Annotated in this window: 29 protein-coding genes, 1 other RNA gene and 1 pseudogene; 15 read left to right on the top strand and 16 right to left on the bottom strand. The window is 69.1% G+C overall.

Going from position 1 to position 26,315, the window contains the following annotated elements; all coding sequences use genetic code 11:
- The first annotated feature begins 37 nt into the window (after positions 1–37).
- From GVY64_RS28320 to GVY64_RS28310, 3 genes are read left to right on the top strand one after another with little or no spacing between them, the layout of a single operon-like run.
- On the top strand, positions 38–280 hold the full coding sequence (locus tag GVY64_RS28320) for a hypothetical protein (RefSeq protein ID WP_159847894.1): 243 nt from the start codon (positions 38–40) through the stop codon (positions 278–280).
- Positions 281–336: 56 nt separating this feature from the next.
- A complete protein-coding gene (smpB, locus tag GVY64_RS28315) occupies positions 337–810 on the top strand; it encodes an SsrA-binding protein SmpB (protein WP_062969387.1) in 474 nt (157 codons plus the stop codon).
- Complete coding sequence (locus GVY64_RS28310; RefSeq protein ID WP_201298195.1) at positions 807–1,670, top strand: EamA family transporter; 864 nt, start codon at positions 807–809, stop codon at positions 1,668–1,670. Before smpB ends, GVY64_RS28310 begins: the two co-directional genes overlap by 4 nt.
- Here the strand turns inward: GVY64_RS28310 and GVY64_RS28305 are convergent.
- Genes GVY64_RS28305 through GVY64_RS28295 form a run of 3 tightly spaced genes read right to left on the bottom strand, consistent with a single transcriptional unit; the run spans position 1,667 to position 4,459 of the window.
- Positions 1,667–1,813, bottom strand: coding sequence for a hypothetical protein (locus tag GVY64_RS28305; RefSeq protein WP_159847891.1), 147 nt, complete (start codon positions 1,811–1,813; stop codon positions 1,667–1,669). The genes GVY64_RS28310 and GVY64_RS28305 overlap by 4 nt on opposite strands.
- A gap of 22 nt (positions 1,814–1,835) precedes the next feature.
- Entirely contained in the window at positions 1,836–3,134 is a 1,299-nt protein-coding gene (locus GVY64_RS28300; protein WP_159847888.1) for an ABC transporter substrate-binding protein, read from the bottom strand.
- 11 nt (positions 3,135–3,145) lie between these two features.
- Positions 3,146–4,459 (bottom strand): ABC transporter substrate-binding protein, encoded by a 1,314-nt coding sequence (locus GVY64_RS28295; protein ID WP_159847885.1) that lies wholly within the window; start codon positions 4,457–4,459, stop codon positions 3,146–3,148.
- Between the two features lie 688 nt (positions 4,460–5,147).
- On the opposite strand from GVY64_RS28295, the gene ssrA reads away from it, so the two are divergent.
- Positions 5,148–5,518, top strand: a transfer-messenger RNA (tmRNA) gene (gene ssrA / locus GVY64_RS28290).
- A 238-nt stretch (positions 5,519–5,756) separates the two neighbouring features.
- Here the strand turns inward: ssrA and GVY64_RS28285 are convergent.
- On the bottom strand, positions 5,757–6,446 hold the full coding sequence (locus GVY64_RS28285) for a DUF899 domain-containing protein (protein ID WP_159847882.1): 690 nt from the start codon (positions 6,444–6,446) through the stop codon (positions 5,757–5,759).
- Positions 6,447–6,790: 344 nt separating this feature from the next.
- Here GVY64_RS28285 and GVY64_RS28280 point away from each other — a divergent pair, with 344 nt between their 5' ends.
- Positions 6,791–7,675: a phosphotransferase gene (locus GVY64_RS28280; RefSeq protein WP_236567295.1), complete on the top strand. Its 885-nt coding sequence runs from the start codon at positions 6,791–6,793 to the stop codon at positions 7,673–7,675.
- Here the strand turns inward: GVY64_RS28280 and GVY64_RS28275 are convergent.
- Positions 7,672–7,887 (bottom strand): hypothetical protein, encoded by a 216-nt coding sequence (locus tag GVY64_RS28275; RefSeq protein ID WP_159847879.1) that lies wholly within the window; start codon positions 7,885–7,887, stop codon positions 7,672–7,674. The genes GVY64_RS28280 and GVY64_RS28275 overlap by 4 nt on opposite strands.
- Positions 7,888–7,919: 32 nt before the next feature.
- Positions 7,920–8,669, bottom strand: a complete 750-nt coding sequence (locus tag GVY64_RS28270) for an SDR family oxidoreductase (protein ID WP_159847876.1) — start codon at positions 8,667–8,669, stop codon at positions 7,920–7,922.
- 101 nt (positions 8,670–8,770) lie between these two features.
- Here GVY64_RS28270 and GVY64_RS28265 point away from each other — a divergent pair, with 101 nt between their 5' ends.
- Positions 8,771–9,658, top strand: a complete 888-nt coding sequence (locus GVY64_RS28265) for a helix-turn-helix transcriptional regulator (RefSeq protein WP_159847873.1) — start codon at positions 8,771–8,773, stop codon at positions 9,656–9,658.
- 30 nt (positions 9,659–9,688) lie between these two features.
- Here the strand turns inward: GVY64_RS28265 and GVY64_RS28260 are convergent, their stop codons facing one another.
- Positions 9,689–10,597, bottom strand: coding sequence for an EamA family transporter (locus tag GVY64_RS28260; protein WP_236567294.1), 909 nt, complete (start codon positions 10,595–10,597; stop codon positions 9,689–9,691).
- 457 nt (positions 10,598–11,054) lie between these two features.
- Here GVY64_RS28260 and GVY64_RS28255 point away from each other — a divergent pair, with 457 nt between their 5' ends.
- A complete protein-coding gene (locus GVY64_RS28255; RefSeq protein ID WP_159847871.1) occupies positions 11,055–11,447 on the top strand; it encodes a hypothetical protein in 393 nt (130 codons plus the stop codon).
- Positions 11,448–11,530: 83 nt separating this feature from the next.
- Positions 11,531–12,436 (top strand): universal stress protein, encoded by a 906-nt coding sequence (locus GVY64_RS28250; protein ID WP_159847868.1) that lies wholly within the window; start codon positions 11,531–11,533, stop codon positions 12,434–12,436.
- 3 nt (positions 12,437–12,439) lie between these two features.
- Here the strand turns inward: GVY64_RS28250 and GVY64_RS28245 are convergent, their stop codons facing one another.
- Positions 12,440–12,895, bottom strand: a complete 456-nt coding sequence (locus GVY64_RS28245) for a hypothetical protein (protein WP_159847865.1) — start codon at positions 12,893–12,895, stop codon at positions 12,440–12,442.
- A 153-nt stretch (positions 12,896–13,048) separates the two neighbouring features.
- On the opposite strand from GVY64_RS28245, the gene GVY64_RS28240 reads away from it, so the two are divergent.
- Together GVY64_RS28240 and GVY64_RS28235 are read left to right on the top strand one after the other, a co-directional pair.
- Complete coding sequence (locus GVY64_RS28240) at positions 13,049–14,011, top strand: GlxA family transcriptional regulator (RefSeq protein ID WP_159847862.1); 963 nt, start codon at positions 13,049–13,051, stop codon at positions 14,009–14,011.
- A 94-nt stretch (positions 14,012–14,105) separates the two neighbouring features.
- Entirely contained in the window at positions 14,106–14,720 is a 615-nt protein-coding gene (locus GVY64_RS28235) for a dihydrofolate reductase family protein (RefSeq protein ID WP_159847859.1), read from the top strand.
- 4 nt (positions 14,721–14,724) lie between these two features.
- On the opposite strand, the gene GVY64_RS28230 is transcribed toward GVY64_RS28235, so the two are convergent.
- On the bottom strand, positions 14,725–15,165 hold the full coding sequence (locus GVY64_RS28230) for a MarR family winged helix-turn-helix transcriptional regulator (protein ID WP_159847856.1): 441 nt from the start codon (positions 15,163–15,165) through the stop codon (positions 14,725–14,727).
- 83 nt (positions 15,166–15,248) lie between these two features.
- Here GVY64_RS28230 and GVY64_RS28225 point away from each other — a divergent pair, with 83 nt between their 5' ends.
- The gene (locus GVY64_RS28225; protein WP_159847853.1) at positions 15,249–16,442 is read left to right on the top strand and encodes an MFS transporter; all 1,194 of its coding nucleotides are present in this window, start codon (positions 15,249–15,251) and stop codon (positions 16,440–16,442) included.
- Here GVY64_RS28225 and GVY64_RS28220 read toward each other — a convergent pair.
- Positions 16,439–17,359 carry a hypothetical protein gene (locus tag GVY64_RS28220; protein ID WP_159847850.1) on the bottom strand — a complete coding sequence of 307 codons (921 nt, stop codon included), beginning with the start codon at positions 17,357–17,359 and terminating at the stop codon, positions 16,439–16,441. The genes GVY64_RS28225 and GVY64_RS28220 overlap by 4 nt on opposite strands.
- A 70-nt stretch (positions 17,360–17,429) precedes the next feature.
- On the bottom strand, positions 17,430–17,945 hold the full coding sequence (locus GVY64_RS28215; RefSeq protein WP_159847847.1) for an ester cyclase: 516 nt from the start codon (positions 17,943–17,945) through the stop codon (positions 17,430–17,432).
- Between the two features lie 204 nt (positions 17,946–18,149).
- Here GVY64_RS28215 and GVY64_RS28210 point away from each other — a divergent pair.
- Positions 18,150–18,809 (top strand): annotated as a pseudogene (locus GVY64_RS28210) (DJ-1/PfpI family protein).
- Here the strand turns inward: GVY64_RS28210 and GVY64_RS28205 are convergent.
- The 3 genes from GVY64_RS28205 to GVY64_RS28195 all read right to left on the bottom strand — a co-directional run bounded on the left by GVY64_RS28205 (position 18,790) and on the right by GVY64_RS28195 (position 21,806).
- A complete protein-coding gene (locus tag GVY64_RS28205) occupies positions 18,790–19,338 on the bottom strand; it encodes a thioredoxin family protein (RefSeq protein ID WP_063024188.1) in 549 nt (182 codons plus the stop codon). The pseudogene GVY64_RS28210 and the gene GVY64_RS28205 overlap by 20 nt on opposite strands.
- 84 nt (positions 19,339–19,422) lie before the next feature.
- Entirely contained in the window at positions 19,423–20,382 is a 960-nt protein-coding gene (locus GVY64_RS28200; RefSeq protein WP_159847844.1) for a threonine/serine dehydratase, read from the bottom strand.
- Between the two features lie 29 nt (positions 20,383–20,411).
- Complete coding sequence (locus GVY64_RS28195; RefSeq protein ID WP_236567293.1) at positions 20,412–21,806, bottom strand: bifunctional lysylphosphatidylglycerol flippase/synthetase MprF; 1,395 nt, start codon at positions 21,804–21,806, stop codon at positions 20,412–20,414.
- Positions 21,807–22,600: 794 nt separating this feature from the next.
- Here GVY64_RS28195 and GVY64_RS28190 point away from each other — a divergent pair.
- On the top strand, positions 22,601–22,957 hold the full coding sequence (locus GVY64_RS28190; protein ID WP_159847841.1) for a hypothetical protein: 357 nt from the start codon (positions 22,601–22,603) through the stop codon (positions 22,955–22,957).
- A gap of 21 nt (positions 22,958–22,978) precedes the next feature.
- Here the strand turns inward: GVY64_RS28190 and GVY64_RS28185 are convergent, their stop codons facing one another.
- Complete coding sequence (locus GVY64_RS28185; protein ID WP_159847838.1) at positions 22,979–24,145, bottom strand: FAD-dependent monooxygenase; 1,167 nt, start codon at positions 24,143–24,145, stop codon at positions 22,979–22,981.
- An 88-nt stretch (positions 24,146–24,233) separates the two neighbouring features.
- Between GVY64_RS28185 and GVY64_RS28180 the strand changes: the two genes are divergently transcribed.
- Positions 24,234–24,929 carry a TetR family transcriptional regulator gene (locus GVY64_RS28180; RefSeq protein WP_201298194.1) on the top strand — a complete coding sequence of 232 codons (696 nt, stop codon included), beginning with the start codon at positions 24,234–24,236 and terminating at the stop codon, positions 24,927–24,929.
- Positions 24,930–25,002: 73 nt separating this feature from the next.
- Positions 25,003–25,707 carry a helix-turn-helix transcriptional regulator gene (locus tag GVY64_RS28175; protein ID WP_159847832.1) on the top strand — a complete coding sequence of 235 codons (705 nt, stop codon included), beginning with the start codon at positions 25,003–25,005 and terminating at the stop codon, positions 25,705–25,707.
- Between the two features lie 27 nt (positions 25,708–25,734).
- On the opposite strand, the gene GVY64_RS28170 is transcribed toward GVY64_RS28175, so the two are convergent.
- The gene (locus GVY64_RS28170; protein WP_159847829.1) at positions 25,735–26,139 is read right to left on the bottom strand and encodes a VOC family protein; all 405 of its coding nucleotides are present in this window, start codon (positions 26,137–26,139) and stop codon (positions 25,735–25,737) included.
- Positions 26,140–26,315 lie beyond the last annotated feature (176 nt).

Below are 26,315 nucleotides of genomic sequence, written 5' to 3'. Positions count from 1 at the left end.
GCGGCGCGGCGCCCTCGTGACGGCTACCGTTCTGGCTATGGCACCGGGTGAGGGTTCCAGCGACGCGGGCGACGACGTCTCCATCGGCTCGGCGGGGGGTGAGACCCCGGACGCGCCGCCGTATGTGCGCAGCAGAACCGATCCGGCGGTCGAGAACGTGCGGCTGCGGCGCAGCCCGCCGCCCCCGCGTCCCGGCGTACCCAGGATGTCGACCGTGGCGCTGCTCGCCGCGTTCCTTGCCGTCCTCGCGCTCTACGTCGTGCTGCATCAGGGCGGTTAGGGCGTCCGCGACCTGCGGGAATAATCCGGTTGCCGGGTCACTTAGAGTGAACCGTTATGAAGGAAAAGGGGCGCAAGGTCATCGCGACCAACCGCCGGGCGCGGCACAACTACACGATCCTGGACATCTATGAGGCCGGGATCGCGCTGGTCGGCACCGAGGTGAAGAGCCTGCGTGAGGGCAAGGCCTCGCTGGTGGACGCGTTCGCGACGGTGGACAACGGCGAAGTGTGGCTGCGCGGGCTGCACATCCCCGAGTTCAGCCACGGCACCTGGACCAACCACGCCCCGCGCCGGGTGCGCAAGCTGCTGCTGCACAAGCGCGAGATCGAGCGGTTGGTCGGCAAGTCGCGGGAGGGCAATCAGACGCTGGTGCCGCTGTCGATGTACTTCTCCGACGGCAAGGTGAAGGTCGAGTTGGCCCTGGCCAAGGGCAAGCAGGACTACGACAAGCGCCAGGACTTGGCTCGGCGCACCGCCGAGCGCGAGGTCACCCGTGAACTAGGACGGCGGGTCAAAGGCATGCGGTGACGGCCGTCCTGCTCGCGCTGGCAGCCGCGGTGGGCTACGGCGTGAGCGATTTCTACGGCGGGGTGGCGTCGCGGCGGGTGACCGCGCTGCGCGTCGTCATCTACTCCTATCCGTTCTCGGTGCTGCTCGTTCTCGCGCTGCTTCCGTTCGTGCCGGGGAGCGCGGACGCCGCGTCGCTGTGGTGGGGTGCGGCCGCGGGCGTCGCGAGCGGCGTCGCGGTGTGGTGGTTCTACGCGGCGCTGGCCAACGGTCCGATGGCGGTGGTGTCTCCGCTGACCGCGGTGCTGGTCGCGGGCATCCCGGTACTCGCGGGACTGGTGACCGGCGAGCGTCCCGGTCCGCTCGCCTTCGCGGGCATAGTGTTCGCTCTGGTCGCGGTGCTCCTGGTGAGCCGGGAGTCACCGGACGAGGTGACGGAGGAGATCACCGGCGGACGCGAACTGCGATTCACCCGCAAGGTCGCCGCGCTGACCGTGGGTTCCGGCGTCGCGTACGGTTGGGCCTTCGTCTTCTTGCACGAGACCTCGACGGACTCGGGACTGTGGCCGCTGCTCATGCAACGCCTCGCGGCCACCGCGGTGGTATGGCTGACCGCTCTGACGGCCCGAGACCTCGGGCGGCTGCGTGGCGAGCCGCTGCGGCTGGCCTGCTATATCAGCGCCTTGAACGTGATCAGCAACGCGGCGCTGCTGTACGCCTTCCACGGGTCGCTGTTGTCACTGGTGAGCGTGATCGGCTCGCTCTATCCGGCCGTGACCGTGCTGATGGCGATGGTGCTGCTCGGCGAGCGGGTCCACCGGCAGCAGCAGGCCGGTTTGGTGCTGGCGCTGGCCGCGGTCGCGCTCATCGCCGCGGCCTAGGTCGCGACGTCGAGGGTGAGCGCCGTCGCCCAGGACCGGGCCGGGTGGCAGCGGAGGCCGGGCACCCAGGCGACGCCGTGAATCGCCGCCGCCTGAGCGACCGTGCCGACCCGAGAGCCCGACCCGACATCTCGAGTCGTCACCGACGCGAGCCGAGCCCGCGGATCACCGGGTGCACGGCTCGCGCATCGATATCCGCTTCAGGGTGGGACTGCGGTAGTCGGCGACCACGGTGCGCGAACCCAGTGACGTGGACGTGTCGGGCACATTGACCACCGCGCGCTGCGCCGCCACGTCGGGTTCTTCCCGCCCGTAGATCTGCGGCGCGGCCATCCCCTCGGAATCGACGGTGAGCCCGGCCAGGGCTTTGCGCAGGGTCGGCCGGTCCAGGACGCCCGTCTCGGCTGCCTTGGTGAGCAGCGCCTTCATCGGATACGAGATCGCCCAGCCCAGGTTGTAGCCGAAATTGGTCGGTTCGCTCGGCGCGGCGTTCCTGGCGCGCTGGGCTCCGGTGCTCGTGCCGTCCCAGCCGTCGAACGGCGAGGTGTAGTTGTAGAGCGCCGTGAGCGCGGGCGCGGCAGGCGTCTTGAGCAGCGCGCTGTTCCAGGTAGGGGTGGACCCGAGGAACCGGCCGGTGTAGCCGGCTCTCGCCAATTTGCCGACGATTTCGGCGGCCTCGGCCGGCCCGGTGGCCAACAGGACCACGTCGGGCGGATCGGCCATGATCTCCGCGACCGGGTAGTCCTGGTTGCCGACTTCGGGATTGGGTCCCGTGTCGACCCGCGCGGTGATCGTCGCGCCGTTGTCCAGCGCCCACTTGAGCGCCCCGCTGGCGTAGTCACCGCCGTAATTGCCGCGGTAGGCGACCACCCCGAGCGTGCGCGGCTGGTAGTGGTTCTGCGCGAACCAGTCCAGTCCGAGCACGGCTTCCGTGCAGTACGAGAACCCGTCGTCGAGCACCAGATCGCGGTCGGTGGAGCGGTACTGCCAACCCGACCAGAGTGTGCCCGCCCCGGTCACCAGATCCGCCTCGTCCATTTCGTGCAGGACAGCCAGCGTCTGCGCGGTGCCGAAACTCATCGCGAGGGCCAGCACATGGGGCGCGATGTTCTCGAATTCCGTGACATGCCTGCGCGGGTCGTAGGCGGTGTCGCGGCTGTAGGTCGCGATGTCGATCTCGTAGCCGCCGATGCCGCCCTGCTTGTTCACTTCGTTCCAGAACGCGAGTTGCCCTTCCTGCAAGGACTTCCCGAGCGGAGCGAAGGGTCCGTTGTTCAGGTCCGACAGCACGCCCAGATAGATACAGCCCTTGTCGGGGTGGATCGCGTGGGGGCAGGCTTCACGGGTGACGCCGGGGGCGGCGGCGGGCGAGGAGGTCGAACAGCCGCCGGCCAGGACCAGCCCGAGCGCGAGGGGAGCGGCTACGAGACGTAGCAGCCGTCGAAAATCATGGTGAAAAGGCATATCTCGCTCGCTTACGGCTGCACGCAGGGCTCGGTCAGGGTGATGCGGTCCTGCGTCGGGCCGTGATAATTGGTGGCCAGGGTCTTCGCGCCCAGCGGCGCGGTCTGATCGGGCGCTTCGATGACCGCCCGCTGGCGGGCGAGGTCGGGTTTCGCCGTGCCGTAGGTGTGTTCGGGAATCGCGCCCTCGTAGTCGACGCGCAGGCCGCGCACGGCTTGACGGACGCCCTTGCGAGTCAGCTTGCCCTCGTTGACCGCTCGGGTGAGCAGCGCTTTCAACGGATAGGAGAACATCCAGCCGGCACTGTAACCCCAGGTGGAGGGCTCCCTGGTGGCCGAGGCCCTGGCCTTCTTGGCGCCCGCGCTGGTGCCGTCCCAGCCGTCCAGCGGCGAAGTCATGTTGTAGCGAGCCGTGATCGCCGATGCGGCGGGGCTTTTCAGCAGCCCGCCGTTCCAGGTCGGGCCCGAGCCGAGGAACCTGCCCGAGAAGCCGGCCAATGCCGCCTTGCCCATGATCTCGCCCGCTTCCGCGGGGCCCGTGGCCAGCAGCACGAGGTCTGCCCGGGCATTGAGGATCTTGGCGACCGCGGCATCCTGGTTGCCGATCTGGGTGTTCGGCTCCGTGTCGATCTGCGCCACCATGTCGACACGGTTGGCGGAGGCCCATTTCTTGGCACCGGTGGCGTAGTCGCCGCCGTAATCGCCCTGATAGCTGACCGTAGCGATCGAGTTCGGCTTCGCGTCGTGCTCGGCGATCCAGTCCAGGGCGATGATCGCCTCGGAACAGTAGGAATAGCCGGACTCCAGTAGTAGCCCCTTGTCGCTGTTTTCGAATTGCCACCCCGACCACAGGGTGCCGGCAATGGCGATCATGTTCGCCGCGTCCATCTCGGGAAGTACCTTCTGCGTCTGCACGGTGCCGAAGCTCATCGAGAGCGCGAGGACATGCGGCTCGATCCGCCGGTAGGCCTCGGCGTGCTTCTGCAGATCGTAGTTCGTGTCCTCGGTGTAGGTGGCGATGTCCACCTCGTATTTGCCGCCGATTCCGCCCGCTTCGTTCACCGCTCGCCAGAACGCCAGCTGTCCGTTGTGAATGTCCTTGCCCAGCGCGGCGAACGGCCCACTCGTCAGATCGGACAACACGCCGAGGTAGATACACCCTTTGCGGGAGTCCACGGCGTTCGGACACGGTTCCGCGGTGACGCCCGGTTCGATCGCTTCGGTCGACTTGTCGCGCAGGGCGGAACATCCGGTCAGGACGAGCCCGGCGATGACGGTGAGGGCGGACAGGCGCAGCAACCTGTCTCGAATGGTGCGAACTGCCAAAGTGTTTCCTTAGTCTGAAATCGAGATCCGCTGCTCAGAGCCGATCGTACGGCTCGTGCAGTGTAAGTCGGGTTCGTCGCCTGGCCCGGGGAATCGACTACCAGCATCCGGGAAGGGTGGGGGTGCTCGAAGGCGCGGTTCCCCCGAGGGATGGCGGCGCTGTGGTTCGGGCACGACCGTGCGGGGTCGGCTGCTGGGCCTGCCTCGGTGAGATTGTCGAGTGTCCGCCCGCCGCGGGCCTACGCGGCGAGTATCTGCGTGCTGCGCCGCAGTAGTGCACGCATGGCGTTCGGGTGCCGACACATGTGGTGTGTGGCGTCGGATGTCATCGCCAGGACCGTGGGGCCCTCGTGCCGGCTCGGGCGCACCGCCGACGGTGCGGTGCTCATGCGATCTCGGCGGAGCCTGGTCCGGCCGGCGGACCGCTGAACCGCGCGGATGATCGCTTGTGATCGTCGGCCCTGCTTCGTGCACGATCCCGCCGGGGCGCTGGACCAAGACGCCCGGGGATGACAGCGACCCGCCCTACTGGTCACGACCCGTAACACGCCGCTGACCTGCGCCGTCGTCCTGTGACTGCCTCTTCCCGGGACGGTCGCGGGTGTGGTCGGCGCCACCGCTTTTATCGGGATGATCCCCGCTCTCGGCGGTGTTAACATGAACAGCCCGGCAAGGCGCCGGGGCGTACGGGGCTGAACGGTTTCGACTGCGTACGTTGATTCAGGGGAAGCGTGTCGGTGCAGGCAAGAGACCACCGTAAGCGTCGTTGCAACCAATTAAGCGCCGATTCTCATCAGCGCGAGTACGCTCTCGCTGCCTAACCAGCGAAGCGTCTCTGTCGGCCCGGGGCATGCCCTCGGCTCCGGTGCCGGCATCAGCTAGAGGGCTCACCGTCCTACTCGGTCGCGGAGTAGGACGGGACATCGAACAGCGACTGGGATCGTCATCCGGGCTTGTTCGCGGGACCCGGAGATCCGAGTAGAGGCACAGCGGACTGCACACGGAGAAGCCCTGAAGACGCGGCGGAGGACCCGGGTTCGATTCCCGGCAGCTCCACGAGTGCGAGGCCCATGCCCATGGAGGGCATGGGCCTTTCTCGTTCCGCTGAGTGTTTTGTGGGGGTGCAACCCCCACGCCCCGCCCGGCGGGCTTCGCCCCCGGACCCCCGATCCTGTGGTTGCGTTGGGCGGTCATGGTTCGAGTAAGTTCCCGCAAGGTCCACCAACAGGAGGCGAGTGCTCACGGAGAGCACTCGCCTTTTTGGTGGAGCTGGGTGTTTTGCGCTGTCCTGCTGACTTCACGCATCCGGATCGCCGTAGGCTGCGGCGATGTCCTGGGAGCTGCTCCAGCGGCTGTAGGTAGGGGATTGCGGCCAGCCGGCGGGGGAGTCCTGCCATTCCTCTTGGCGGCCGTAGGGCAGCAGGTCGATCAGGGCGAAGGAGTGGCTGAGTTGTTCGGTGCCGCGGCCGTTGGTGTGCCAGGTGCGGTAGACGGTGTCGCCGTCGCGGAGGAAGACGTTGACCGCGAATCCGCCGCCGGGCGGTGCGCCGACATCGGCGCCGAAGGAACTGTTCGCCGTGGAGTACCAGGTCATCTTGTTTCCGACCCGCCGCTTGTAGGCGAGCGCCTCCTCGATCGGCCCCTGGGTGACGATGACGAACCGGGCGTCGTAGTTGTTCAGGAACTCCAGCCGGGTGAACTGCGAGGTGAAGCCGGTGCAGCCCCCGCACTGCCACTGCTCGCCCGGGAACCACATGTGGTGGTAGACGATCAGCTGGGACCTGCCGTCGAAAAGGTCCACCAACCGGACCGGTCCCTCCTCGCCTTCGAGGGTGTAGTCGGGCATCCGGACCATCGGCAGACGGCGACGCTGGGCGGCGATCGCGTCGAGTTCCCTGGTCGCGGCTTTCTCCCGGACGCGCAGCGCTTCGAGTTCGCGCTGCCAGGTGTCCGCGTCGACGACGGGCGGCAGTGCCGTAGTGCTCATGGGGTCCTCCCTGGCCGTAATCACGAGTTGCGGGTTGTACGGGTGTAGACCGGGCCCGCCCACAGAACTCATCGGTGACCGCTGCTCGTCGGGCGCCATCCCCGGGTGCGGGTGGCTCCCGTCGTTCGGGGCAGCCGGGCTCGATACGGCCGAAAGGGTTAATTGCGGCGAATCGGGCGGATTCTGTTTGGTTGCTGACTGTGGTGGAATGCCGGGGGTAATGTCCACTGAGCAGGGAAAATGGGGTGTTAGCCCCCCGGTATCTGGATGGCTGCCATGATGCTCGAAGCCGAGATGCGGTACCTCTGCTCCCGGAGCGGGAACAGAGGGCTCGGGGGTCTGACATGACCGCCGGGGTGGCGGGTAACGGCATGCGGTCGATCCTGCGTGCCGCATGTGTGAGCGTCGGGATCGATGCGAGCGACGCCGAGCCGATCGAGGTGCAGGGCGTCTACCGGTTGCACGGCGGGATCGTCGTGCGCATCGGTGGGCGGGGACAGAAGCTCGCGACCGGGCGGGAAGTCGCCGTGGCGCAATGGCTGGAGAGCTGTGGTGTGCCCGCGGCGCGCGTCGTCCCGGATATCCCGCAGCCGGTCGTGGTCGACGGCCGTCCGGTGACCTTCTGGCAGGAGTTGCCGCCGCATCATCCCGGGGAACCGGGCGAGGTCGCCAGGGCGCTCGCACAACTGCACCGGCTGCCACTGCCCGGGTTCGAGCTACGCCGGATGTCGCCCCTGGCTCGGATGGCGGACGCGATCGACGCCGCGCGGACGGTGACTGAAGACGACCGGCGGTGGCTGCACAAACACTTGGAGGAATTGTGCGGTCGCTGGAAGGCGCTGCCGCGCGGTCTGCCGTGGTCGGTGGTGCAGGGCGGGGACGACGGCGTGGTGGTCGGCGACGACGGCGAGGTGATCCTGGTCGGCTTGGGGCGGGCGATGATCGGCCCGCCGGAGTGGGATCTGGTGCACACGGCGATCGAGTGCTGGACCGCCGCGAAGATCACCGCCGCACAGTATGCCGAGTTCTGCGCCGGTTACGGACGTGACGTGATGCGCTGGGACGGTTTCTACCTGCTACGCGATATCCAGGAGTTCCGCATGGCCTTGCAGTCGATGCGAGCGGCCACCACCGATCCCGCCTATCAGCGGCAGGCACTGCGCCGCCTCGCTTACATCCGTGGTGACGAGGGCATGCGACCCTGGCCCGGGTGGGCGGACCTCGACTAGCGCCCGCCCACCATGCCGTCCACGGTGGCGACGACGTTCTCGCCGACGCGCTCGGCCGCGCGAACGTCGAACGAGTCGCGGGGACGGACGGCGAGCAGGGTGTCGGGGACGTTGCCCAGGTGCGCGTCGCGCCGGCCGAGGTACCAGATCTCGGCGATCGCCGAGGCGTCCTCGGGCCGGGCGCGGCGCAGAACCGGGGCAACGTCCGTCATCCGCCGGACTGTCGCAGCGACCGGGCCGGGTCTCAGCCCTGCTGGGTCGGGACGACGACGAGTTCGGCGATGTTCACGTGCTCGGGTACGGCGACGGAGTAGGCGATCGCGTCGGCGATGTCGCCGGCTGTCAGGATCTCGATCGCCGTGCGCCACTGCTCCAGCCCGGCGCGCTGCTGCTCGTCCTGCATCCCGGCGCCGAGTTCGGTGCCGACGAAACCGGGTTCGATGTTCTTCACCCGGACGCCGCGCGGCCCGAACTCGGCCCGCAGATTGCGAGTCAGATGCGCGACCGCGGCCTTGGTGGCGGTGTAGACGGCGTAGTTGGGGAAGACCGTGTGCCCGCCGATCGAGCCGACCAGCACCAGATCCGCTTTCGCGCCCTCGGCCGCGGCGGCCAGCAGGTCGTCGATGAAAGCTCTTCCGGTGTAGAGCAGGCCGGTGATGTTGGTGCCGACCATCTGGTCCCACTCGTCGGTGAGCGCCGACTCGAACGGTGCGGCGAGCATGACGCCCGCGTTCGCTACGACGAGGTCGACGCGGCCGAACGCAGCTCGCACCGTGGCGGCGGCGTCGCGCAGGGACAGCTGATCGCCGACGTCGGCGACCACCGCGAGCGCGTCCGCGCCGATCTCGGCGGCGAGTTCCTCGATGCGATCCTTGCGCCTGCCCAGCAGGGCGACCTTGGCGCCCTCGTCTGCCAGCCGCCGCGCGGTGGCGGCGCCGATTCCACTCGATGCTCCGGTGACGACCGCGACGCGGTCGGTGAGGTTGTTCGTCATGTCCACTACCTTCCGGCCCGGCGGGCGCGCCTGACAGGCTGCGGACTTCCTGGTAGTCGCGGGGCCACCCAGGGCGGGTGCGGCTGACCTACGCTCGATGCATGGATTCCGACAATCGACTGGGCGCCTTCCTGCGCGCGCGCCGCGAGCTGGTCCGACCGGAGGATTTCGGGATGTCGGGCGGCGGCCAGCGGCGGGTGGCGGGGCTGCGCCGGGAGGAGATCGCCTTGCTCGCGGGGGTGAGCGCCGACTATTACGTGCGGCTGGAGCAAGGACGCGACCGGCACCCCTCCGAGCAGGTCATCGCTTCGCTGGCGCGGGTGTTCGCGCTGGACGAGGAGGGTACGGCGCATCTGCGGGAACTGGCCCGGCCGACGGTCAAGCGATCGAGGGCTCCGCGCAGGCCCGAACGCGTCGCCCCGGGGTTGCTGCGCCTGATGGACGCCTGGCCGCATACTCCGGCGCTGGTGCTGGGCCGATACCTGGACGTGCTGGCCGCGAATCCCTTGGCGGTCGCCGTCAATTCGTGCTCTGTTCCGGGAGTCAATCAGGTGCGGATGGTGTTCCTCGATCCCGAGGCGCGCGACGTCTACCAGGATTGGCCGACCATCGCGGCGGACACCGTCGCCAGCTTGCGCGCGACCGCGGGCGCGGACCTGGATGATCCCCGCTTGACCGAACTGGTCGGGGAGCTGTCGCTGAAGAGCGAGGAGTTCCGGCAGCTGTGGGCGCGCCACGACGTGCGGGTGAAGACCGCCGGCGTCAAACAGTTCCGCAACCCCATGGTCGGGGACCTCACGCTGTCCTACGAGACGTTCAGCGTCAACGGCGCGCCGGGACAGATGCTCATCGCCTACCACGCGGAACCGGGCTCACCCTCGGAGCGGTCTCTGGCCCTGCTCGGCAGCTTGATCGCGGACGATCCCGAGACCACCGGAGAACAGCGCCAGGATGCCGGGCAACCGGGCGCGTCTCGGCAGAAGGGCTGAGCGCGGAGGAGTCGCGCAGCGCGCGCCGACTCAATCCTTCCCTTCGGTCCGTGTCGCCCCTGCCGATGCCGCGACCACACACGCCACGCCCGCCCATTGCCCGAGATTCATGACCTGACCCAGGACGGCCAGACCCGCGATCGCCGCGACCGCGGGCTCCAAGCTCATCAGCACACCGAAGACGCGGGGCGGGATCCGCCGCAACGCTTCCAGCTCCACCGAATATGGCAGCACCGACGACAGCACGGCCACCGCGAATCCGGCGGCGAGCACGGTCGGCTCCAGCAGCGCCGCCCCCGCGTCGACGATGCCGACCGGCAGCATGACCAGTCCGCCGAACGCCATGGCCAGCGCGAGTCCGCCGCCGCCACTGGTCTGTTCGCCGAGCGCGGCGCTGAGCAGGATGTAGCCCGCCCAGCATGCCGCCGCGGCGAGCGCGAACAGCACACCGGCCCAGTTCACGTCGCCGTCCGCCCGAGTCAGCAGCCGCACGCCCGCGCCTGCGAGCAGCGCCCACAGCGGGTCGATCCAGCGGCGGGATCCGGCCAGCGCGACGGTCAGCGGTCCCAGGAACTCGATGGTCACCGCCATCCCGAGCGGAATCCGGTCGATCGCCTCGTAGAACGAGAGGTTCATCAGCGCGAGCACCGCCCCGTACCCGAGCACGACCGGCAGGGCGCCGCGCGCCACCCGGAGCGAAGATCGCCAGATCACCAGCAGGACGATTCCGGCGAAGACCAGCCGCAGCGTGACCGCCCCGGCCGCGCCGGTCGCCGCGAACAGCTGCTTCGCCACCGCCGCGCCCACTTGCACGCTGACGATGCCCGCCAGCACCAGCGCCGTCGGCGGCACGCCACCGAGCCCCTGAGCGGCGACCGAACGCCAGACCGACACCGGCCTCGCTCCGCGCACCATCCGCTCGAAGTCGATCGCCACCACGTCGCACCTCCGTCGTTTCGGGAAGACCTTCGGACACACAATCACGCCGGGCCGACATGACCTTTCGGCGGCGCGGTATCGATGTCGGCAGACGGCAGATCGGGCGTCGGATCGAGCGCGAACAGTCCGGGGTCGTGCCGCCGGAAAACCGGCCCGCAGCGGGCGGGTGCCCAGCGCCAGGAGGTTGCCGCGTTCTTCAGACAGGGCTCATGAGGTCGACGGGTGAGCGGCGGTCGTGCGGGCGCGCGGCCGTCATCGCCGGGGACTACACGCAGTCCAGCGGTGCGGCGGTGACGCCGGACGACGGTGCCGAGACCGGACCGAGGCGGCGGTCCGATCGAGATTCGGCGGTTCGCACCCCGCCGAAGGCGCGGGGGAGTGAGTATCTAGTTATCGCGCCGGTGCGCGGCCGGCGTCCGTTCGACGAAGAGCGACTCACGAGCGATAGGACCACCGCATGCGAAAACGAGTGGCCGCTGTGGCGGCGGCAATCGGAACCGGCGCGGCAGTCGCATCGGCCGGCGCGGCCGGAGCCACGGTGACCCAGGTAGGGATGTATCCCGGCATCAACTTCGGGTTGGTGACGAACTACGGGACGGGTTGCACCTACACCGCGCGCGCCACCGTGACCGACACTGTCGCCCCGGTGACGTTCTACGACAACGGTATTGCGTTCGGGGTGGTCCGCCCGTCCGGCGGAGTCGCGTTGATCGACTGGGTGCCGGCCACGCCGGGGCCGCACACGGTCAGCGCGGTGCAGGAGCCGGTCGCGCCTTACGTGGCGGGTATCGACCTCCGGGTCGGCGAAGGCGTCCATCTGGGCTACGCGTGCGTCGTCCTGGGCGGTTGACGCCGACGGTCGGCGGTCCGCGGCGCCGGTAGTGTCGAATCGGCGGTGCTGAGCTCGATCTTTTCGGCAGGGAAGGAGTCGGCATGCGAAGCAACGGGCCGATCGTGGTCGGTGTGGACGGGTCCGCCGGTTCGGGGGCGGCGGTCGCGTGGGGAGCGCAGGCCGCCGCGCAGCATCGGGCGCCGCTGCGCCTCGTGCACGTGCTGGATCCGGTCGCCGACTACGGACCTGGCGTCACCGAACCGCTCACCAGCACCGATTACGCCCGGTTGGAGACGCACGGTCGCTGGGTGCTGGACACCGCGGCCGAGGAGGCGCGTATCGCGGTCCGGGCACTGCGGGACATCGAGATCAGCACCGAACTGGTGCACGAGCCGGTCGGTCCCGCGCTGCTCGACCGGACCGGCGCTGCGCGGATGATGGTGGTCGGCACCCGCGAGCGCGGGACCGTGCGGCGCGCTCTGCTGGGATCGGTCAGTGCCGCGCTGGCGCGGCGCGCCCGTTGCCCTATGGTCGTGGTCCGGGAAGGCGCGCCGCTCACCGCGGAAGCCAGGAAGCGACTGATCGTCGTCGGGGTGGACGGCACGGAGATCAGCGAACCCGCGATCGAAGCGGCGCTGCACGAGGCTTCTGCGCGAGGTGCGCCGCTGCTGGCCCTGCATGTCTGGACCGGTGTCGAAATGCCCTCCGTGAGCGCCGAACTCGCGGTGGATACCGAGAAGCAGATCGTGCTCGCGGAAAGTCTCGCCGGATGGCAGGAGCGCTTTCCCGATGTCGAGATCCGGCGCGAGATCGTGACCGACCGGCCCGAGCGCTGTCTGCTCGAACGCTCCGGACAGGCTCAGCTGCTCGTGGTCGGCAGCCGGGGCCGGGGCGGTTTCGCCGGCATGCTGTTCGGCTCGACCAGCCAGGCACTGCTGCTGTCGGTGGCGTGCCCGATCATGGTCGTTCGCGATGTCTCGATGGCGGTCCGCTACCTGCCGGATTGAGCGTCACGCTCCCGTCGTGGAGCCCGGCCGGACGATCATCAGGATGGTGACCGCCGTCCACAGCAGGTTGAACACTCCCGTGTCCATGGCCAGGCGGCGGATCAGCGCCGGGGTGGTTTCCGTCAGGTCGGCGAGGATCTTCTGTTGGCCGGGCAGCACGAGCAAAGCGAGCACGCCCGCCGCGGCCGCGGTCAATCCGATCGACACCACCAGCCAGACGTCGCCGAGCACGCCCAGGCTCAGCGCGGTGAGCAGGCCGAAGGCCGGGACCACGACGCCGAGCAGGGCATAGACCCGGCAGATGCGATGCAACGTGCCGAGGACGGCGGGGTCGTGGCCGGTCGCGGAGACGGCGAGGGCGCGGCGGGTGGTGGCGGGAAACATGCTGGCCGCCACCGTTACCGGGCCGACGGCGATGATCACGGCGAGCACGTGGACCGAGAGCAGGAACTTCGTCACGGCGGTCGACACTAACGACGGAGGCGTGCCGACGGAATTGGCGAAAGTGCCATATACCGTTTGATTCCCGCCAAGACGGTGAACAGCGGGTATGACATGAACTGCCAGATACGGCTGCTTGGCTGGAATCGACCGGATGTCTACCCTATTGCCATGCACACCGTGGTCGTCCTCGCGCTGGACCAGGTGGTGGCGTTCGATCTGGCCACGCCGGTGGAGGTGTTCGGGCGGACCTGTCTCCCCGACGGCAGGCCCGCCTATCGCGTGCTGGTCTGCGCGGGCACACCGGCGGTCGACGCCGGGGTGTTCACGATGCGCGCGCCGCGCGGGCTCGAAGCACTGGCCGAAGCCGACACGATCGTGCTGCCGGGCTGTGCCGACCCGACCGTGCCGGTGCCGGACGAGGTGGTCCACGCGCTCCGCCGGGCCGCGGCCGCGGGCACCCGTATCGCATCGATCTGCTCCGGCGCCTTCATCCTGGCGGCGACCGGATTGCTCGATGGCCACCGCGCGACGACGCACTGGCTCGCCGCCGCCGAACTCGCGGCCCGCTATCCGGAGGTCGAGGTGGACCCCGACGTGCTGTACGTGGACAACGGCGCGCTGCTCACTTCGGCGGGCGCCGCGGCCGGGATCGACCTGTGCCTGCACATGGTCCGCCGGGACTACGGATCGGCGGTCGCGGCCGACGCGGCGAGGAAGTCGGTCGTCCCGTTGGAGCGGGAAGGCGGACAGGCGCAATTCATCGTGCACGACCTGCCGCCGACGCCGCGCGGCTCCGCGCTGGAGCCGGTGCTGCGGTGGATCCAGGACAACTCCGCACGGGATCTCTCCCTCGACGACATAGCCGCCCACGCCGGGATGAGCACCCGCACGCTCAACCGGAGGTTTCGCGAGCAGACCGGAACCACACCCTTGCAGTGGCTGCTACGCGCGCGGATCCGGCAGGCCCAGCATCTGCTCGAAGCCACCAGCCACTCGGTCGACCGGATCGCGGGCCAGGTCGGTTTCGGGTCGCCCACCGCGTTCCGCGACCGCTTCAAGCGAGTGGTCGGGACGAGTCCGCACAGCTACCGAGCGGCTTTCCACGGCTCCGGCCGGAATCGGCTCGGCTAGCGCGGGGGCGCGCCGGGCCGACCGATGAGTTCTCGTGGGTCACCCCGTCGGATCAAGCGACAACCCCGCGAACACCGATCCAGGAGCCACGCGCATGAGGAAAATCACCGCCGGTCTGTTCATCGCCCTCGACGGCGTCGTCGAGGACCCGCAGGACTGGCATTTCCCCTACTTCGACGATGCCATGGGCGCGGCGGTCGACGCCCAGCTCGGAACCGCCGACACCCTGTTGCTCGGCCGCAGAACCTATGACAGTTTCGCGGGCGCGTGGCCGGAGCGCGAAGCAGCGGGCGGTCCGGACGCGGCGTTCGCGAAGAAACTGGGCGACGCGCGCAAGATCGTGGTGACCCGCAGGCACCGCGACTTCTCCTGGCGCAACACCGAAGTCCTCGACGGCGACCTGATCGAGGCCGTGACGGCGTTGAAGAATCAGCCGGGCGGCGACATCGGCATGAGCGGTTCGGTCTCGGTCGTCCGTCAGCTGCTGGCCGCCGGGCTGTTGGACGAACTGCACTTGCTGGTGCACCCGATCGCGGTCGGTAGGGGGGAGCGCCTGTTCGAAGCAGGCGCAGCCACGATCCCGCTGCGCCTGCTGTCCTCGGAGACCTTCGACACCGGCGTGTTGCATCTGGTCTACGCCCGGGACGAGGCCGCGCTCACCGGAAGCTATGCGGACGCGAAAGTCCATCTGCCCCAGAATGTTCAGTAGGGGGTCAGCTCTGGGAATCCGCGGCCATGGTGAGCAAGAGGTCGCGCAGGGTCTGTTGCTGAGCGTCGGTCAGCGAGGTCAAGGGTGAGTTCGCGCCGAGCAATTCCACGGCGTCTTCGCGCCGTCGCAGGCCGGTCGGTGTCAGCACGATCTGTTTGGCGCGCCGGTCGGTGGGATGCGGCTCGCGGCGGATCAAGCCCTGCTGCTCCAGCCGGTCCAGCACGAAGGTCGCGTTGGAAGGCTCGCACGACATCCGCGCCGCCAGTTCCCTGGCGGTGATCGGCTCGGACAACTCGCGCAGGGCGATCACCTGCGACGGGGTGAGCTCGAGCTGCTCGGCGACGCGGCGGACGTGCACGTCGAGCCGGTGCGTGAACCGATGGACCAGCTTGCACACGTCGCGGTCGAGTTCGGTGTCCACCACGGGATTCGGCTGCCGCGTCATTGCTCCGAGTCTAGCGCTTTCGATTCGAACTGTGATAGTTCTAGTTCAAATCATTACAGTTCGAATTACATGGAAGGCGTGTGATGCGGTCCACGGTGTTCTCTCTCATGTTCGTGGTGTTCTGCCTGACCACCGGCGAGTTCGTGATCGCGGGCATCCTGCCCGAGGTCGCGGACGGCTTGGGCGTCTCGGTGGGCGCGGCGGGTGCGCTGGTGACGGCTTATGCCGTGGGCATGATCGGCGGTGGACCGGTGGTCACGGTGCTGACCGCGCGAGTGGCGCGCAAGCCTTTGGTCATCGGATTGATGCTGGTGTCGATGCTGGCGAATCTGGGCTCGGCGCTCGCGCCGAATTATGTTGTGCTGCTGGCGACCCGGTGCGCGGCGGGCTCTGTGGTCGCCACCTTCTTCGCGGTCGCGATCGCCACCGCCGTGTCGACCGCGCAGCCGGGCTCCGAAGCGGCGGCGGTGGCGCGGGTGGCCCTCGGGATGAACCTGGGCATCGTGCTCGGTACTCCACTCGGCGCGGCCATCGGCCAAAGTCTCAGCTGGCGAGCTACGTTCGCGACCGTGGCGTTGTGCGTGGCGGCGGCGCTTCCGCTGGTGCTGCGGTTCATGCCGGACATGCCGGGATCGGCGGCGGGCTCGATCACCGGGGAGTTGCGCGTGTTCACCGATCGCGCTGTGCTCTGGGCCCTGACGCTCACCGCCGTCGGGAACCTCGGCGGCGTCATGGTGTTCACCTACATCGCACCGCTGCTCACCGAGGTCGGCGGGTTTCCCGCGGCCGCGGTGCCCGTCCTGCTCTTGGTCTACGGTCTCGGCGCGGTGGTCGGCAACCAGCTCGGCGGCAAGCTCGCCGACCGGGCGTTGCTGCCTTCGGTGACCGCGCTGCTGGCCGCGCTCGCCGTTGTGCTCGTGCTGCTCCGGCTGGCCGGTGACGTCCGGATCCTCGTGGTGCCGTTGATCTTCCTGCTCGGCGCGCTCGCCTTCGCGATCATCCCCGGTATGCAGGCCAGGGTGATCGCGGCGGCGACGGCGGCTCCGACCCTGGCCGTCGCGGTGAACGCGTCGGGCTATCAGCTCGCCGCGGCGGGCGCGGGGCGGATCGGCGGCGCGGTTCTCGGCGACGGGGCGGGTCTGTCGTCGCTCTATCCGGTCGGCGCGGCGCTCACCGGGCTCGGAGTCGCACTGGCGGCCTATCTGCTGTGGCGCGACCACCGGATTCGAGTGAACGCGGAGAAGCGATCTCGCGCGAAGGAACTCGACAAAATCTAATATCCGAGCGCTTTCGCGACGATGCCCCCGGTCACCGCTTTGGTGAGGTAACCGGTGGAGTCGTGCGGCGCCGCGCCGTTGTCGAAGTGCTGCTCGGTGACCGGAACGACGGCACTGCCGGGATAGGGCGGAAAGAACGGAGTGAGGTCCAGGTGCGCCGCCACGAGGTCGTCCTCATCGACCAGGTTGTGCCAGTTCGTCACGGATTTCGGCACGCTGCTCGGCTGGGGCCGCAGCCTGTCGTACACGACCGTGCGCAAGCCGAGCGGCGAGCCCATGGTCAGCAGGGTCACCGGGTGGTCGGTGCGGTGCAGCGCCTCGTAGGCCACCACGCTGCCGAGGGAGTGCGCGATGACCAAGCGGGTGTCCGGACCGATCTGGTCGAGCACCTGCCGCTGGGCGTACTCCCGCACCTCGTCCTCGGTGAAGTACCGGGCGACCTGGGACAGCGCGCCGATGACGAACTTCTGCGCCAACCCGAAACCGAACGGCGCGAACCAGCGCAACCGCATCAGCGCGTTGAGCGCGGGCCGCAGTCGCGCGTGGGCTCCCTGCGCCACCGCGTCCGGCGGTGGCGCAGTGCCGAGCCTGCGGGCCGTCGCGCGGTCACGCTCGTCGCCGGCGTGCGCGGCGGCCGTCGCGAGCCATTCGGCGGCCAGTTGCTCCATCAGGTCGAGCTGGGTCTCGTCGAGTTCGGTCCCGGTACCTTGGGCGCCCTCGACCAGGAAGCGATTGCCGTAGAAGGCCATGCGGGTGGACAGGTCGCCCGGAGTGCCGTTGCGCCACAAGCGGTCCGCGAGTTCCGGCGCGCCGTGGTTGCGGACGCCCCCCGCGAGGCCGGGCAGCCAGCGCGCCTCCAATGTGTCGGCCGATTGCTGTTCCTGCGCGATGCCGTGAACGAGGACGATCGTCGCCAACGTCCCACCCCTTTCGATCCCCGGTGTCGGGAACAGTGTCCCCCATTCGGGGCCGCCTCGGCAGCGTGGATCACCGTCCGGGACGGCTCCGCGTGCGGATCGCTTTGCCGAGGGGGGCAATCGAATTCGTGAGTCCGAACAGCACACGCTCGGCGACCGAGTGCTGCGGCGGCAGGACGGCGAGCTGCCGGGCGAGGTCGAGCCCGTTGACGATCGCGGTGTTCGACTCGATCAGCCCGTCCCGCACGACGAACACATCGGTGCCGAGGAGGTCGAGGCGCCTGCCGTTCGGCGCCAGTCCGATCAGCATGGCGGTGCCATCGAACCGGCCCCGCATCCGCCAGTGCACCACGGCGCGTTCGTCCTGCGCCGTGACCGAGAGGATGTCCACCACCAGATCGGGAACCGCGGCGTGCACGTCGCGGAAGAAGGCCACGATCTCGTCCGGAGCGCGCAAGTCGGCGACGCCGACGAACACATCGACGGCACCGGGCCGCCAGCAGTCGGCGGCGGTCTGCCAATCCTGCTCGCCGATCGCCTCGACATAACGACGCGCGACCGCGCCCGGGTCGCCTGGGTTGGTCACCGATAGTCCTCTCGTCGTCGCGCGGCAGCGGTTGCTCCACTGCGCACATCATGGCGCGCCCGGCGGCGATTGACACACGTTCGACACAATAAAACGATATTTCTTGCTTTAACTCACGAATGCCGGAACGGGGTCGACGATGACCGGATCGAGGAGCGCGCACCGGGCAAGACGGTGCGGATCGCGATCGTGACCTATCCGGGGATGACCGCGCTCGACGCGATCGGCCCGTACGAGGTGCTGCGATTCGCGCCGGGGTGGAGGTTCGCTTCGTCTGGCACGAGCCAGGCCCGATCACGACCGACAGTGGTGTGCTGCTGCTCGGCGCCACGCATTCGTTCGACGAGACGCCCGCGCCGGATATCGTGCTGGTCCCGGGTGGCCCTGGCGCGGCGGCCGCCGCCGTCGACGACGCGCTACTGGCCTGGCTGCGTCGAGCCCATCGCGACACCCTCTGGACGACGTCGGTCCGCACGGGTTCGCTGGTGCCGGCCGCGGCCGGGCTGTTGCACGGACGCCCCGCCACCACACATTGGCTGGCGCAGTCCGCCTTGCGGGCACTCGGAGCGGACGCCCGCCCGGACGAGCGGGTCGTGCGCGACGGAAAGATTCTCACGGCCGCAGGAGTCTCCGCGGGCATCGATCTGGCGCTGTGGCTGGTCGGAGAGATGTTCGGCGCGCAGCAGGCGCAAACCGCGTGCCGTGCGGCTGGCCGCCACCGCTCAGCAGGCCAGGACCGTGCTCGAACCGGGCAATGTCGGGGAGTTCGCGCGGCTGTCGGCGGCCGTGCCGCAGCTGGCGTGGCGCAGCGCGATCCGTCGCGTGCGGGAACGGGGCAAAGGTCTCAGGCGTCCCGCCACTTGATCGAGCAACCCATGCTCGGCCGGTGCGGTTCGGGGGCGGGTCCACCCGCCAGCACGGCTTCGACGGCCGTGCGCAAGTCGTCTCCGGTCAGGGGTTTCCCGTTCCCGGGGGTGGATTCGTCGAACGCGCCGCGGTAGGCGAGTCGCAGATCCGCGTCGTAGAGGAAGAAATCAGGGGTGCACGCGGCACGGAAGGCTCGCCCGACGTGCTGTTGCTCGTCGACGAGATAGGGGAAGGTCCAGCCCGCGCGGATCGCTTGGTCGCGCAGCCGCAGCGGGGCGTCGTCCGGATAAGCGGTGGCGTCGTTGGTGCAGATCGCCACGGTCGGCATGGACGGCAGCGAATCGACCAGCTCGCCGAGCGCGGCCTCGATGTGCTTGACGTAGGGGCAGTGGTTGCAGGCGAAGACGACCAGCAGACCGGGCCCGTCCGCGAAGTCGTCCCGGGAGTAGATCCGCTGGTCGAGGTCGGGAAGAGAAAAGTCGGGTAGCGGTGTGCCGATGGGAACCATGTGTGAGGTATGCGCCATGGTGTGCCTTCCGTCGGGATCGCACAGGACAGCGGGAGCCTAACCCCGCGTCGTCCGATTCGTCGGAAATACGCCGATGAACCGTCAGTCGGCGTGGCGGCTGTCCCAGTCGGTCAGATCCGACGGATCGGTGTTCGCTCCGCACAGCACCACGCACACCCGTTCACCTGCGGCGGGACGGAACGCGGGCTCGTCGCCGAGGATCGCCGCGAGAGCGGTCGCCGCGCCGTGCTCGACGGCGATCCGTCGCCGCGCCCACAGCGCGCCGCGCGCTGCGACGATCGCGGCATCATCGACCAGCACGGACTGCACGTCGTACTGCCGCGCCGCCGTCAGCGCCATCTCCGAGGCCCGCCGGGCGCCGAGCGAGTCCGCGGCGACCGAGTCGACCTCCACGTCCACGACCTCTCCGGCCGCGATCGCGGCATGCAGCGCACGGCATCGGGTGGGCTCCACGGCGATGGTCCGGATGCCGTAGTGCTCCGCCGTGGTGGCCACACCCGCGAACAGCCCGCCGCCGCCGACGGCGACCACGACGGTGTCGAGATCCGGAATCAGCGCGTGGACCTCCGTCATGAGCGTGCCGGCTCCCGCGGCGATGAGCGGGTTGTCGTAAGCGTGGGAGAGCAGGGCGCCGGTTGCGGCGGCGAAGTCGCGACTGGCCGCGAGCGCGTCCGCGTACTGCGTTCCCACCAGGCGGACGTCGGCGCCGTAGGAGGTGAGCCGGTCCACTTTCACTCTGGGGGCGGTGGCAGGCAGAAACACCGTGGCGGGGACCCCCTGACTGCGGGCCGCCCACGCGCAGGCCAGACCGGCGTTGCCGCCCGAGGCGATCGTCACGCCCACCTCCGGGAGCGTGCCGTTCTCCCGGTGCGTGCGTAAGAAGTTCACCGCCCCGCGTGCCTTGAAGCTTCCGGTGTGCTGCAGGAATTCCAGTGCGAACCACAAATGGCCGGTATGGTCGGCCTGCGCCACGGTCACCGGCCGGACCAAGCCGCGCATCCGCTCGGCGGCGGCCTTCACGTCGCTGTGGGTCAGTTCCATCGACTTCCTCGTCTACCGTGCCGCGCCGCTCAATGCTCGCGGCGGTGTGGCACGAACTCCAAGGTGAGCAGAGCGGCGGCCGCCATCACCACTTCGCGCCAGCGGATCAAGGCATAGCGCTGATCCGACAGCGCGTGGAACTTCCGCAGGAAGCGGTAGAGCGATTCCAGCCGGATCAGCGGATCGGCGAGGTGCACCACCAGGTAGAGCAGCGCGGCCGTGCGTGATCTCTCCTTCTCGGCGAACAACTCCGGGAACGGGGCGAAGGCGAGCGAAATCCGATGGATGTCGTGCGCCGCGGCATAGTCCACGAGATCGATGATCATGCGTTCGTCCAGGCCGTTGGGCGCTTCCTTGCGGCGCCACGGGACGTCCAGGCTCAGTTCCCGCCCGCGCCCGGAAATGCCGTAGCGCTGGAATCCGACGGGGTTGCCGTCCGCGTCGCTGGCGATGACCACCAGCATGTTCGGATTCCGCCCGTCGAGCAGATGGTCCAGGATCATCGAGAAGCCGCGGATCTGCCTGCCCCGCCGCCACTCGTCGACGATGGCCAGTAATTCCTCGCGCCGCGCCTCGGTCAGCGCCGACTCGTACACCACCTCCGTGGTGACGCCGAAATTCCTGGTCCGGCTCACGGCTTGGCGCAGATTGCGGAATTTGCGTCCGACCAAGTCGAACTCGCCCACGTCGAGCACCACGTCGCGGCCGATCGGCACCGCGTGCAGGCCACGATGCTCCAGTGCCCACACCTGCCACAACTCGGCCATTTCCCGGCTCGCGCCCAGGACGGCGACGCGCCAGCCATGGTTGACCGCGAAGTCGGAGAACGCCGCGACCAGTTCGGGGAACGCCGCGCGATCGCCGATGGGGTCGCCCGCGACGGCGGCGATGCCGAAGCGAGCGCGGTAACCGATCGCGGCGGTCGACGACGCGTTGAAGAAGTAGGTCTTGGACGAGTGCAAGGAGAACGGCGCCAGCGGATCGTCCTCGGTGCGGCCGACCAGCTCGGCCACTCGGTACAGCTGGTCGGGCTGCGGTTTGCTGGCTGTGGGCAGCACCAGGACGAAGCCGGCGGCGGCCAGCAGCACGAAACCGGCGTCGGGATGCTCGGCGCGGTAGGCCAGATGCGCGACGGCCAGCACCAGCACCGCCGCGGTGGCATGCGGAAGCGTGATCGGCCTGCGCAGGTGCAGCCCGCGCGCGACGAATACGCCGGACAGCGCGAGCCCCACCAACCAACCGTGGGCGGCGCCCTCGTGTGCGGTCAGGTCGGCTTCGTAGGTCGAGGTCATCGCGATCAGCAGCGCCACGCTGACCAGCACGGCGCGAGTGCCGGGAGTGGTGGTGAGGGCGGCCGCGCGGTAGCCGCCGAGTGTGGTGGCCCGCAGCGTGCGGGGGCCGGAGGTTTCCTGACCGTCAGGCACGAGCGGGCTCCGCCCTGCCCTCGCGCTCCGTTACCCACGACAGTCTCGCCATGGTGGCCCTCCAGATGATCGCCTACCGAACACACTATGCGGCACCACCGGTCCAGGGGAAATGCCTTTTTCGAACCAGCCGGTAGGCGGCACGAAACGAGACCTGGCACGGGGACGAGGGCGATGTTCTATTCCTTCGCCGAAGGACTGTTCCGTGGTGATGCCCGCCGCGGTGTGCGGGGCGAGCCGGCGGCCCATGCCCATCCAGCGGGTGAGGCAGAAGCGCCGGCGACGTCGTCGGACAGCGCGAGATCGCCCGAACGTCACGGGCGTGGTCAGCGGTGTCCGGTCGTCGGACCACGGCGGACGACCGGTGCGACGGCGGCCGGACCGGACCAAGCGCGGTGCCCGCACAGCCGGAGTGGAGCCTCTCGGCTGCATCACGATTGCCGCACACCATCGGGGGCCGCTCGATGAAGTGGTCAATTCAACCTTCCGGCATTCTCTGTGGGTCTGTTTCGTGGAATTGCGGTCCGATTGCCGGTTGCTCGGCGTGTATCCGAGATTTTCGTGTTGCCCGTTGCCATGCTCAGTGCCTGGCTGATCCGAACCAACCGCCTGAGGAGTGGGCGCGACGAGAGGTTTCGACTGTGAGACTGAGCTGGATGGCGCTTCCCGCGCTGGTCGCCGCCGCCGTATCCGGGTGTTCCGGAGACACCCCGGCGAGCGAGACGGTGACCTCGACGAGTGCCGCGGCCGCCCCGAGCGCCCCGGCGACGACGTCCGGAGCGCGCGACGAGGAGGTGGCCGACGGCGGGATTCGCATTTTGCTGGGTGAATCGAAAAAGGTGCCGGTACCCGCCGATGTCGTGCTCGATATCCGGGCGCCCGCCGCGTGGGGTCCGGCCGCCGACGGCATTCGCTGCACGGTGACCGATAGTTCCGGGCGGAATGAAGATCTGCGTTCGTCGGACGCCAAGAAGACCGACGCGTTCGGGGGAACGGAATGGGTGACGGTGTGGACGTTCTCTTCCGTGCCGAACACCGACGTCACCGTCGGCTGCCGCGATCCCGAGTCGAAAATTGCTGCGGCACAACGCGATCCGTACCTGCGTGTGGTACCGCGTGCAATTGTTCCGATCGCCGCGCCGCAGCGCTGACCCCGCGGTCCGGCGCCCGGCTCAGGCGGCGCGCACGGTGACCGGCCGGTAGACCCGGGACGCCAGCGTCTGCAGCACCATGAGGCGGGTCAGCTGGTTGCGCAACCGGATGTGGCCGCCGGTGGCCGGAATCAGCATGGCACTGCTCACCCGCACCGAGCGTTGCGCTCGCAGGACCGTCGGACGCAAGGTTCGCTCATAGCGACGGAACGCGATCCGGTGATCGCCGGCCGCCGCGGCGAGCTCCGTCGCGAGCAGGTGCGCGCCCTCGATGGCCAGCGCCGCTCCCGCGCCGGACAATAGCGTCGCGCAGTAACCGGCGTCGCCGACCAGGGCGACCCGCCCGTTCGACCAGGCCGGGATGCGGACTTGGCTCACCGCGTCGAAGTAGAAGCCGTCGTCGGCGACGGCTTGGTCGAGCAGCGCGGGCACCTGCCAATCCCGGTCGTCGAAATAGTCGCGCAGCAGATCTTTCTGTGCGTTCTGGTCGCGGTGATCCACCTCGAGCGTGCGGGACGCACGGAAGGCGAAGAACGCCGTCGCGGTGTCGTGTGTCCCCGACCGGTAGACGCCCGCCACCTTCCCCGGCGTGTTGTACAGCGTCACCGAGTGCGGACGTCCGAGCTCGGCGTCGACGCGGGCGGTGGCGAAGTACACGCCGAGGTGGTGCAGTGCGTCCGCCTCGGGTGTGACGGCGAGATTCCTGGTTCGCGAATGCAACCCGTCGGCGCCGAGGACCAGATCGAATTCGGCCTGCCTGTCGCTGTCGAAGGTGACCTCGACGGCGTCCGGGCGCTGGATGAGTTCGGCGATCGAATCTCCGAAGGCGTACTCGACGTCGTCGGCGGTGGCCTCGTACAGCACCTGCGCCAGGTCGCCGCGCATGATCTCGAGATCGCCGTCCGCGTTGAAGGTGCGGGTGCTCATCCCGGCGACGCGGCGGTCGGCGGCGTCGACGAAGGTGAGCTCGCGGATGTCGGTGGCCCGTTCGCGCAACCGCGGCAGCACACCCATCCGCTCCGCGATGCGTACCGAGTCGGCGCGGATGTCGACGCCGTTGCCGCCGGGGCGCAGTTCCGGGCTCCGCTCCACCACGGTGGGCCGGAAGCCGTTGCGCACCAGCCAGTACGCGAGAGTCGGTCCGGCGATGCTCGCGCCGGAAATCAGGATGCGAGGTTCGTGCGTCATGGGGTGCCTCCGTGAATTGGCTGACCGTTGGTCAGTCAAGAATGTAAGGCACTGACCAATGGTCAGTCAACGGGTAGACTCCCGGCCTGTGAGCACCGAAGCGACGACCCGCGCGCGCATCCTCGAGGTGGCCATGGACTTGTTCGGGACGCACGGCTACCACCGCACGTCGGTGCGCGCGATCGCCGAGCAACTGGGTATCTCCAAGGCGGGCGTGCTCTACCACTATCCGAGCAAGTACGACATCCTCGCCGGGTTGGCCGAACCATTGCTGGTGGCCATGGAACGCACCGTCGCGGACGCGGGCCATCCCGATCCGTGCGAGGCGCGCCGCAGGGTGGTCGAAGGATTGCTCGACGTCTTCCTCGCGCACCGCTATTTGCTGCGGCTCAACGTCCGTGACCTGGCGCTGGCCGCTCCGGGCAGCATCTTCGAGCGGTTCAGCAAAGTCATGATGCAGGCGAACACCCTGGTGGCGGGCCCGGAGGCCACCTTCGCCGAGCGGGTTCGGGCCACCCAGGCGGTGGCCGGGCTCAGCGACCCCGTGGTGCTGTACGCCGAGGCTCCGGTCGACCAGCTGCGTGCCGAGGTGCTGGAAGGAGTGCGTCTGCTGCTGGCGCCCGCGGACCGGACGGCGCACGCGTCCAAGGGCAGGCCCGCGGCGTTGACCGCCGAGCGGATCGACCTCGCCCGGCGGATGCGCGACACGGAGCGCCGCAGCGTCCCGGACATCGCCAGGGAGTTGGGCGTCTCCCGGGCGACGCTGTATCGCTATCTCAAATAGTGTGTCTTATTGAGACAATATTTTCGAGACGCCGTCGCTCGTGCTGTCGGTGGTCCGGAGTAGCGTCGGCGTCATGGACGAGGCCGCCTACCGCGAGCGGCCGTCGGGGTACGAGGGCGCCGTGTTGTGGACCAAGACAGTCGACGGCCGTCGCCCGCCGCTGCCGGTGCTTCCCGACGGCTGCATGGATCTGATCTGGATGAACGGCCGATTGGTCGTCGCGGGGCCGGACACCAGGGCCCACCGCCCCCGTGGGTCGTCCGGTGATCGGTACGTCGGTATCCGGTTCTTTCCTGGTACGGCGCCCGCCTTACTCGGTGTCCCCGCGCGCGAATTGCGGAACATGCGGATCGATCTGGCGCAGGTGTGGCCCTCTGCGGTGGTCCGGCCGCTGGTCGATCGAATCGCGGCCGCCGACGATCAGGCGGCAGCGCTGGAGCGCATCGTGCGGTGCCGCGCCGCCGAGACCGAACCGGCCGATGCGCTCCTTCGGAAGGTGGTGGGCGCGCTGGACGCCGGATGGCCGGTGGCAGCGGTCGCCGACGCGGCCGGGCTGCACGAGCGGACCTTGCACCGCCGCTGCCTGGATGCCTTCGGCTACGGCCCGAAAGCCCTGGCGAGGGTGCTGCGCCTGCAACGCGCGCTGGCCACGGCGCGCCGCGGCGTGCCGCTCGCCGACACTGCGCTGCGGGCCGGCTTCGCCGACCAGGCGCACCTCTCCCGCGAGGTGCGCGCGCTGGCGGGAATCCCGCTGGGCGAGTTGCTCGCCGAGTCCTAGCCGCTGCGCGCGGACCGCTCGATGGCGCTACTTGCTCGTGGACGGGAGAGCGGCGTACAGGTCGACGCCGTTGCCATCCGGGTCGAGCACCACCGCGTAGCGCTGGCCCCAGAAGGCGTCCCACGGCTTCAGTTCGCCGTGGTACCCGGCGTCCACGAGTTCGGCGTAGACGGTGTCGACCTCCGCTGGATCGGCGCAGCGGAAGGCGAGTCCGATCCGGCCGCCGCCGACCGGCGGCGACCAATCGGCGTGGAACGACCGGATGACCGCTTCGGTGTCCAGCGTGAGCCGCATGCCGTTGGGCAGGGCGGCCTCGGCGTGCCCTTCCTGTGCCGCCCCTTCCGGAAAGTCCAGTCCGAGGCGGCGATAGAAGGCGATCGCGGCGGCCATATCGCTGACGACGATGCCGACGACGTCGAGTTGTGGTGTCATGCCGGCAGCGTAGGCAGGCGCGTGGAGGACCGTCTTGAACGAATCGGACAGCGCCTAGCTGTACCCGGTCAGGACGTTGGTGACAGCGTGTCGGGTTGATATGGCGAGAACCTCCGGGTGGGGTGTGGCTTGTCGAAGGTCACGCCCACGGACCCGGAGGTTCTCGTGTCTCACGG

Origin of the sequence: Nocardia sp. CY41, from assembly GCF_009829325.1 — a bacterium.
In the GTDB taxonomy this organism is placed as follows: Bacteria; Actinomycetota; Actinomycetes; order Mycobacteriales; family Mycobacteriaceae; genus Nocardia.
The sequence above is the reverse complement of the archived record's forward strand: the minus strand, read 5'-3'. Positions and strand labels throughout refer to the sequence as shown.

Coding starts and splice junctions, on each gene's coding strand:
- GVY64_RS28225 (WP_159847853.1), top strand. CDS start 15,249: ATGCGGTCCACGGTGTTCTCTCTCATGTTCGTGGTGTTCTGCCTGACC.
- GVY64_RS28280 (WP_236567295.1), top strand. CDS start 6,791: ATGACCGCCGGGGTGGCGGGTAACGGCATGCGGTCGATCCTGCGTGCC.
- GVY64_RS28185 (WP_159847838.1), bottom strand. CDS start 24,145: ATGACGCACGAACCTCGCATCCTGATTTCCGGCGCGAGCATCGCCGGA.
- GVY64_RS28170 (WP_159847829.1), bottom strand. CDS start 26,139: ATGACACCACAACTCGACGTCGTCGGCATCGTCGTCAGCGATATGGCC.
- GVY64_RS28205 (WP_063024188.1), bottom strand. CDS start 19,338: ATGGCGCATACCTCACACATGGTTCCCATCGGCACACCGCTACCCGAC.
- GVY64_RS28265 (WP_159847873.1), top strand. CDS start 8,771: ATGGATTCCGACAATCGACTGGGCGCCTTCCTGCGCGCGCGCCGCGAG.
- GVY64_RS28175 (WP_159847832.1), top strand. CDS start 25,003: ATGGACGAGGCCGCCTACCGCGAGCGGCCGTCGGGGTACGAGGGCGCC.
- GVY64_RS28275 (WP_159847879.1), bottom strand. CDS start 7,887: ATGACGGACGTTGCCCCGGTTCTGCGCCGCGCCCGGCCCGAGGACGCC.
- GVY64_RS28200 (WP_159847844.1), bottom strand. CDS start 20,382: ATGGAACTGACCCACAGCGACGTGAAGGCCGCCGCCGAGCGGATGCGC.
- GVY64_RS28230 (WP_159847856.1), bottom strand. CDS start 15,165: ATGACGCGGCAGCCGAATCCCGTGGTGGACACCGAACTCGACCGCGAC.
- GVY64_RS28235 (WP_159847859.1), top strand. CDS start 14,106: ATGAGGAAAATCACCGCCGGTCTGTTCATCGCCCTCGACGGCGTCGTC.
- GVY64_RS28250 (WP_159847868.1), top strand. CDS start 11,531: ATGCGAAGCAACGGGCCGATCGTGGTCGGTGTGGACGGGTCCGCCGGT.
- GVY64_RS28285 (WP_159847882.1), bottom strand. CDS start 6,446: ATGAGCACTACGGCACTGCCGCCCGTCGTCGACGCGGACACCTGGCAG.
- GVY64_RS28240 (WP_159847862.1), top strand. CDS start 13,049: ATGCACACCGTGGTCGTCCTCGCGCTGGACCAGGTGGTGGCGTTCGAT.
- GVY64_RS28300 (WP_159847888.1), bottom strand. CDS start 3,134: ATGCCTTTTCACCATGATTTTCGACGGCTGCTACGTCTCGTAGCCGCT.
- GVY64_RS28255 (WP_159847871.1), top strand. CDS start 11,055: ATGCGAAAACGAGTGGCCGCTGTGGCGGCGGCAATCGGAACCGGCGCG.
- GVY64_RS28320 (WP_159847894.1), top strand. CDS start 38: ATGGCACCGGGTGAGGGTTCCAGCGACGCGGGCGACGACGTCTCCATC.
- GVY64_RS28270 (WP_159847876.1), bottom strand. CDS start 8,669: ATGACGAACAACCTCACCGACCGCGTCGCGGTCGTCACCGGAGCATCG.
- smpB (WP_062969387.1), top strand. CDS start 337: ATGAAGGAAAAGGGGCGCAAGGTCATCGCGACCAACCGCCGGGCGCGG.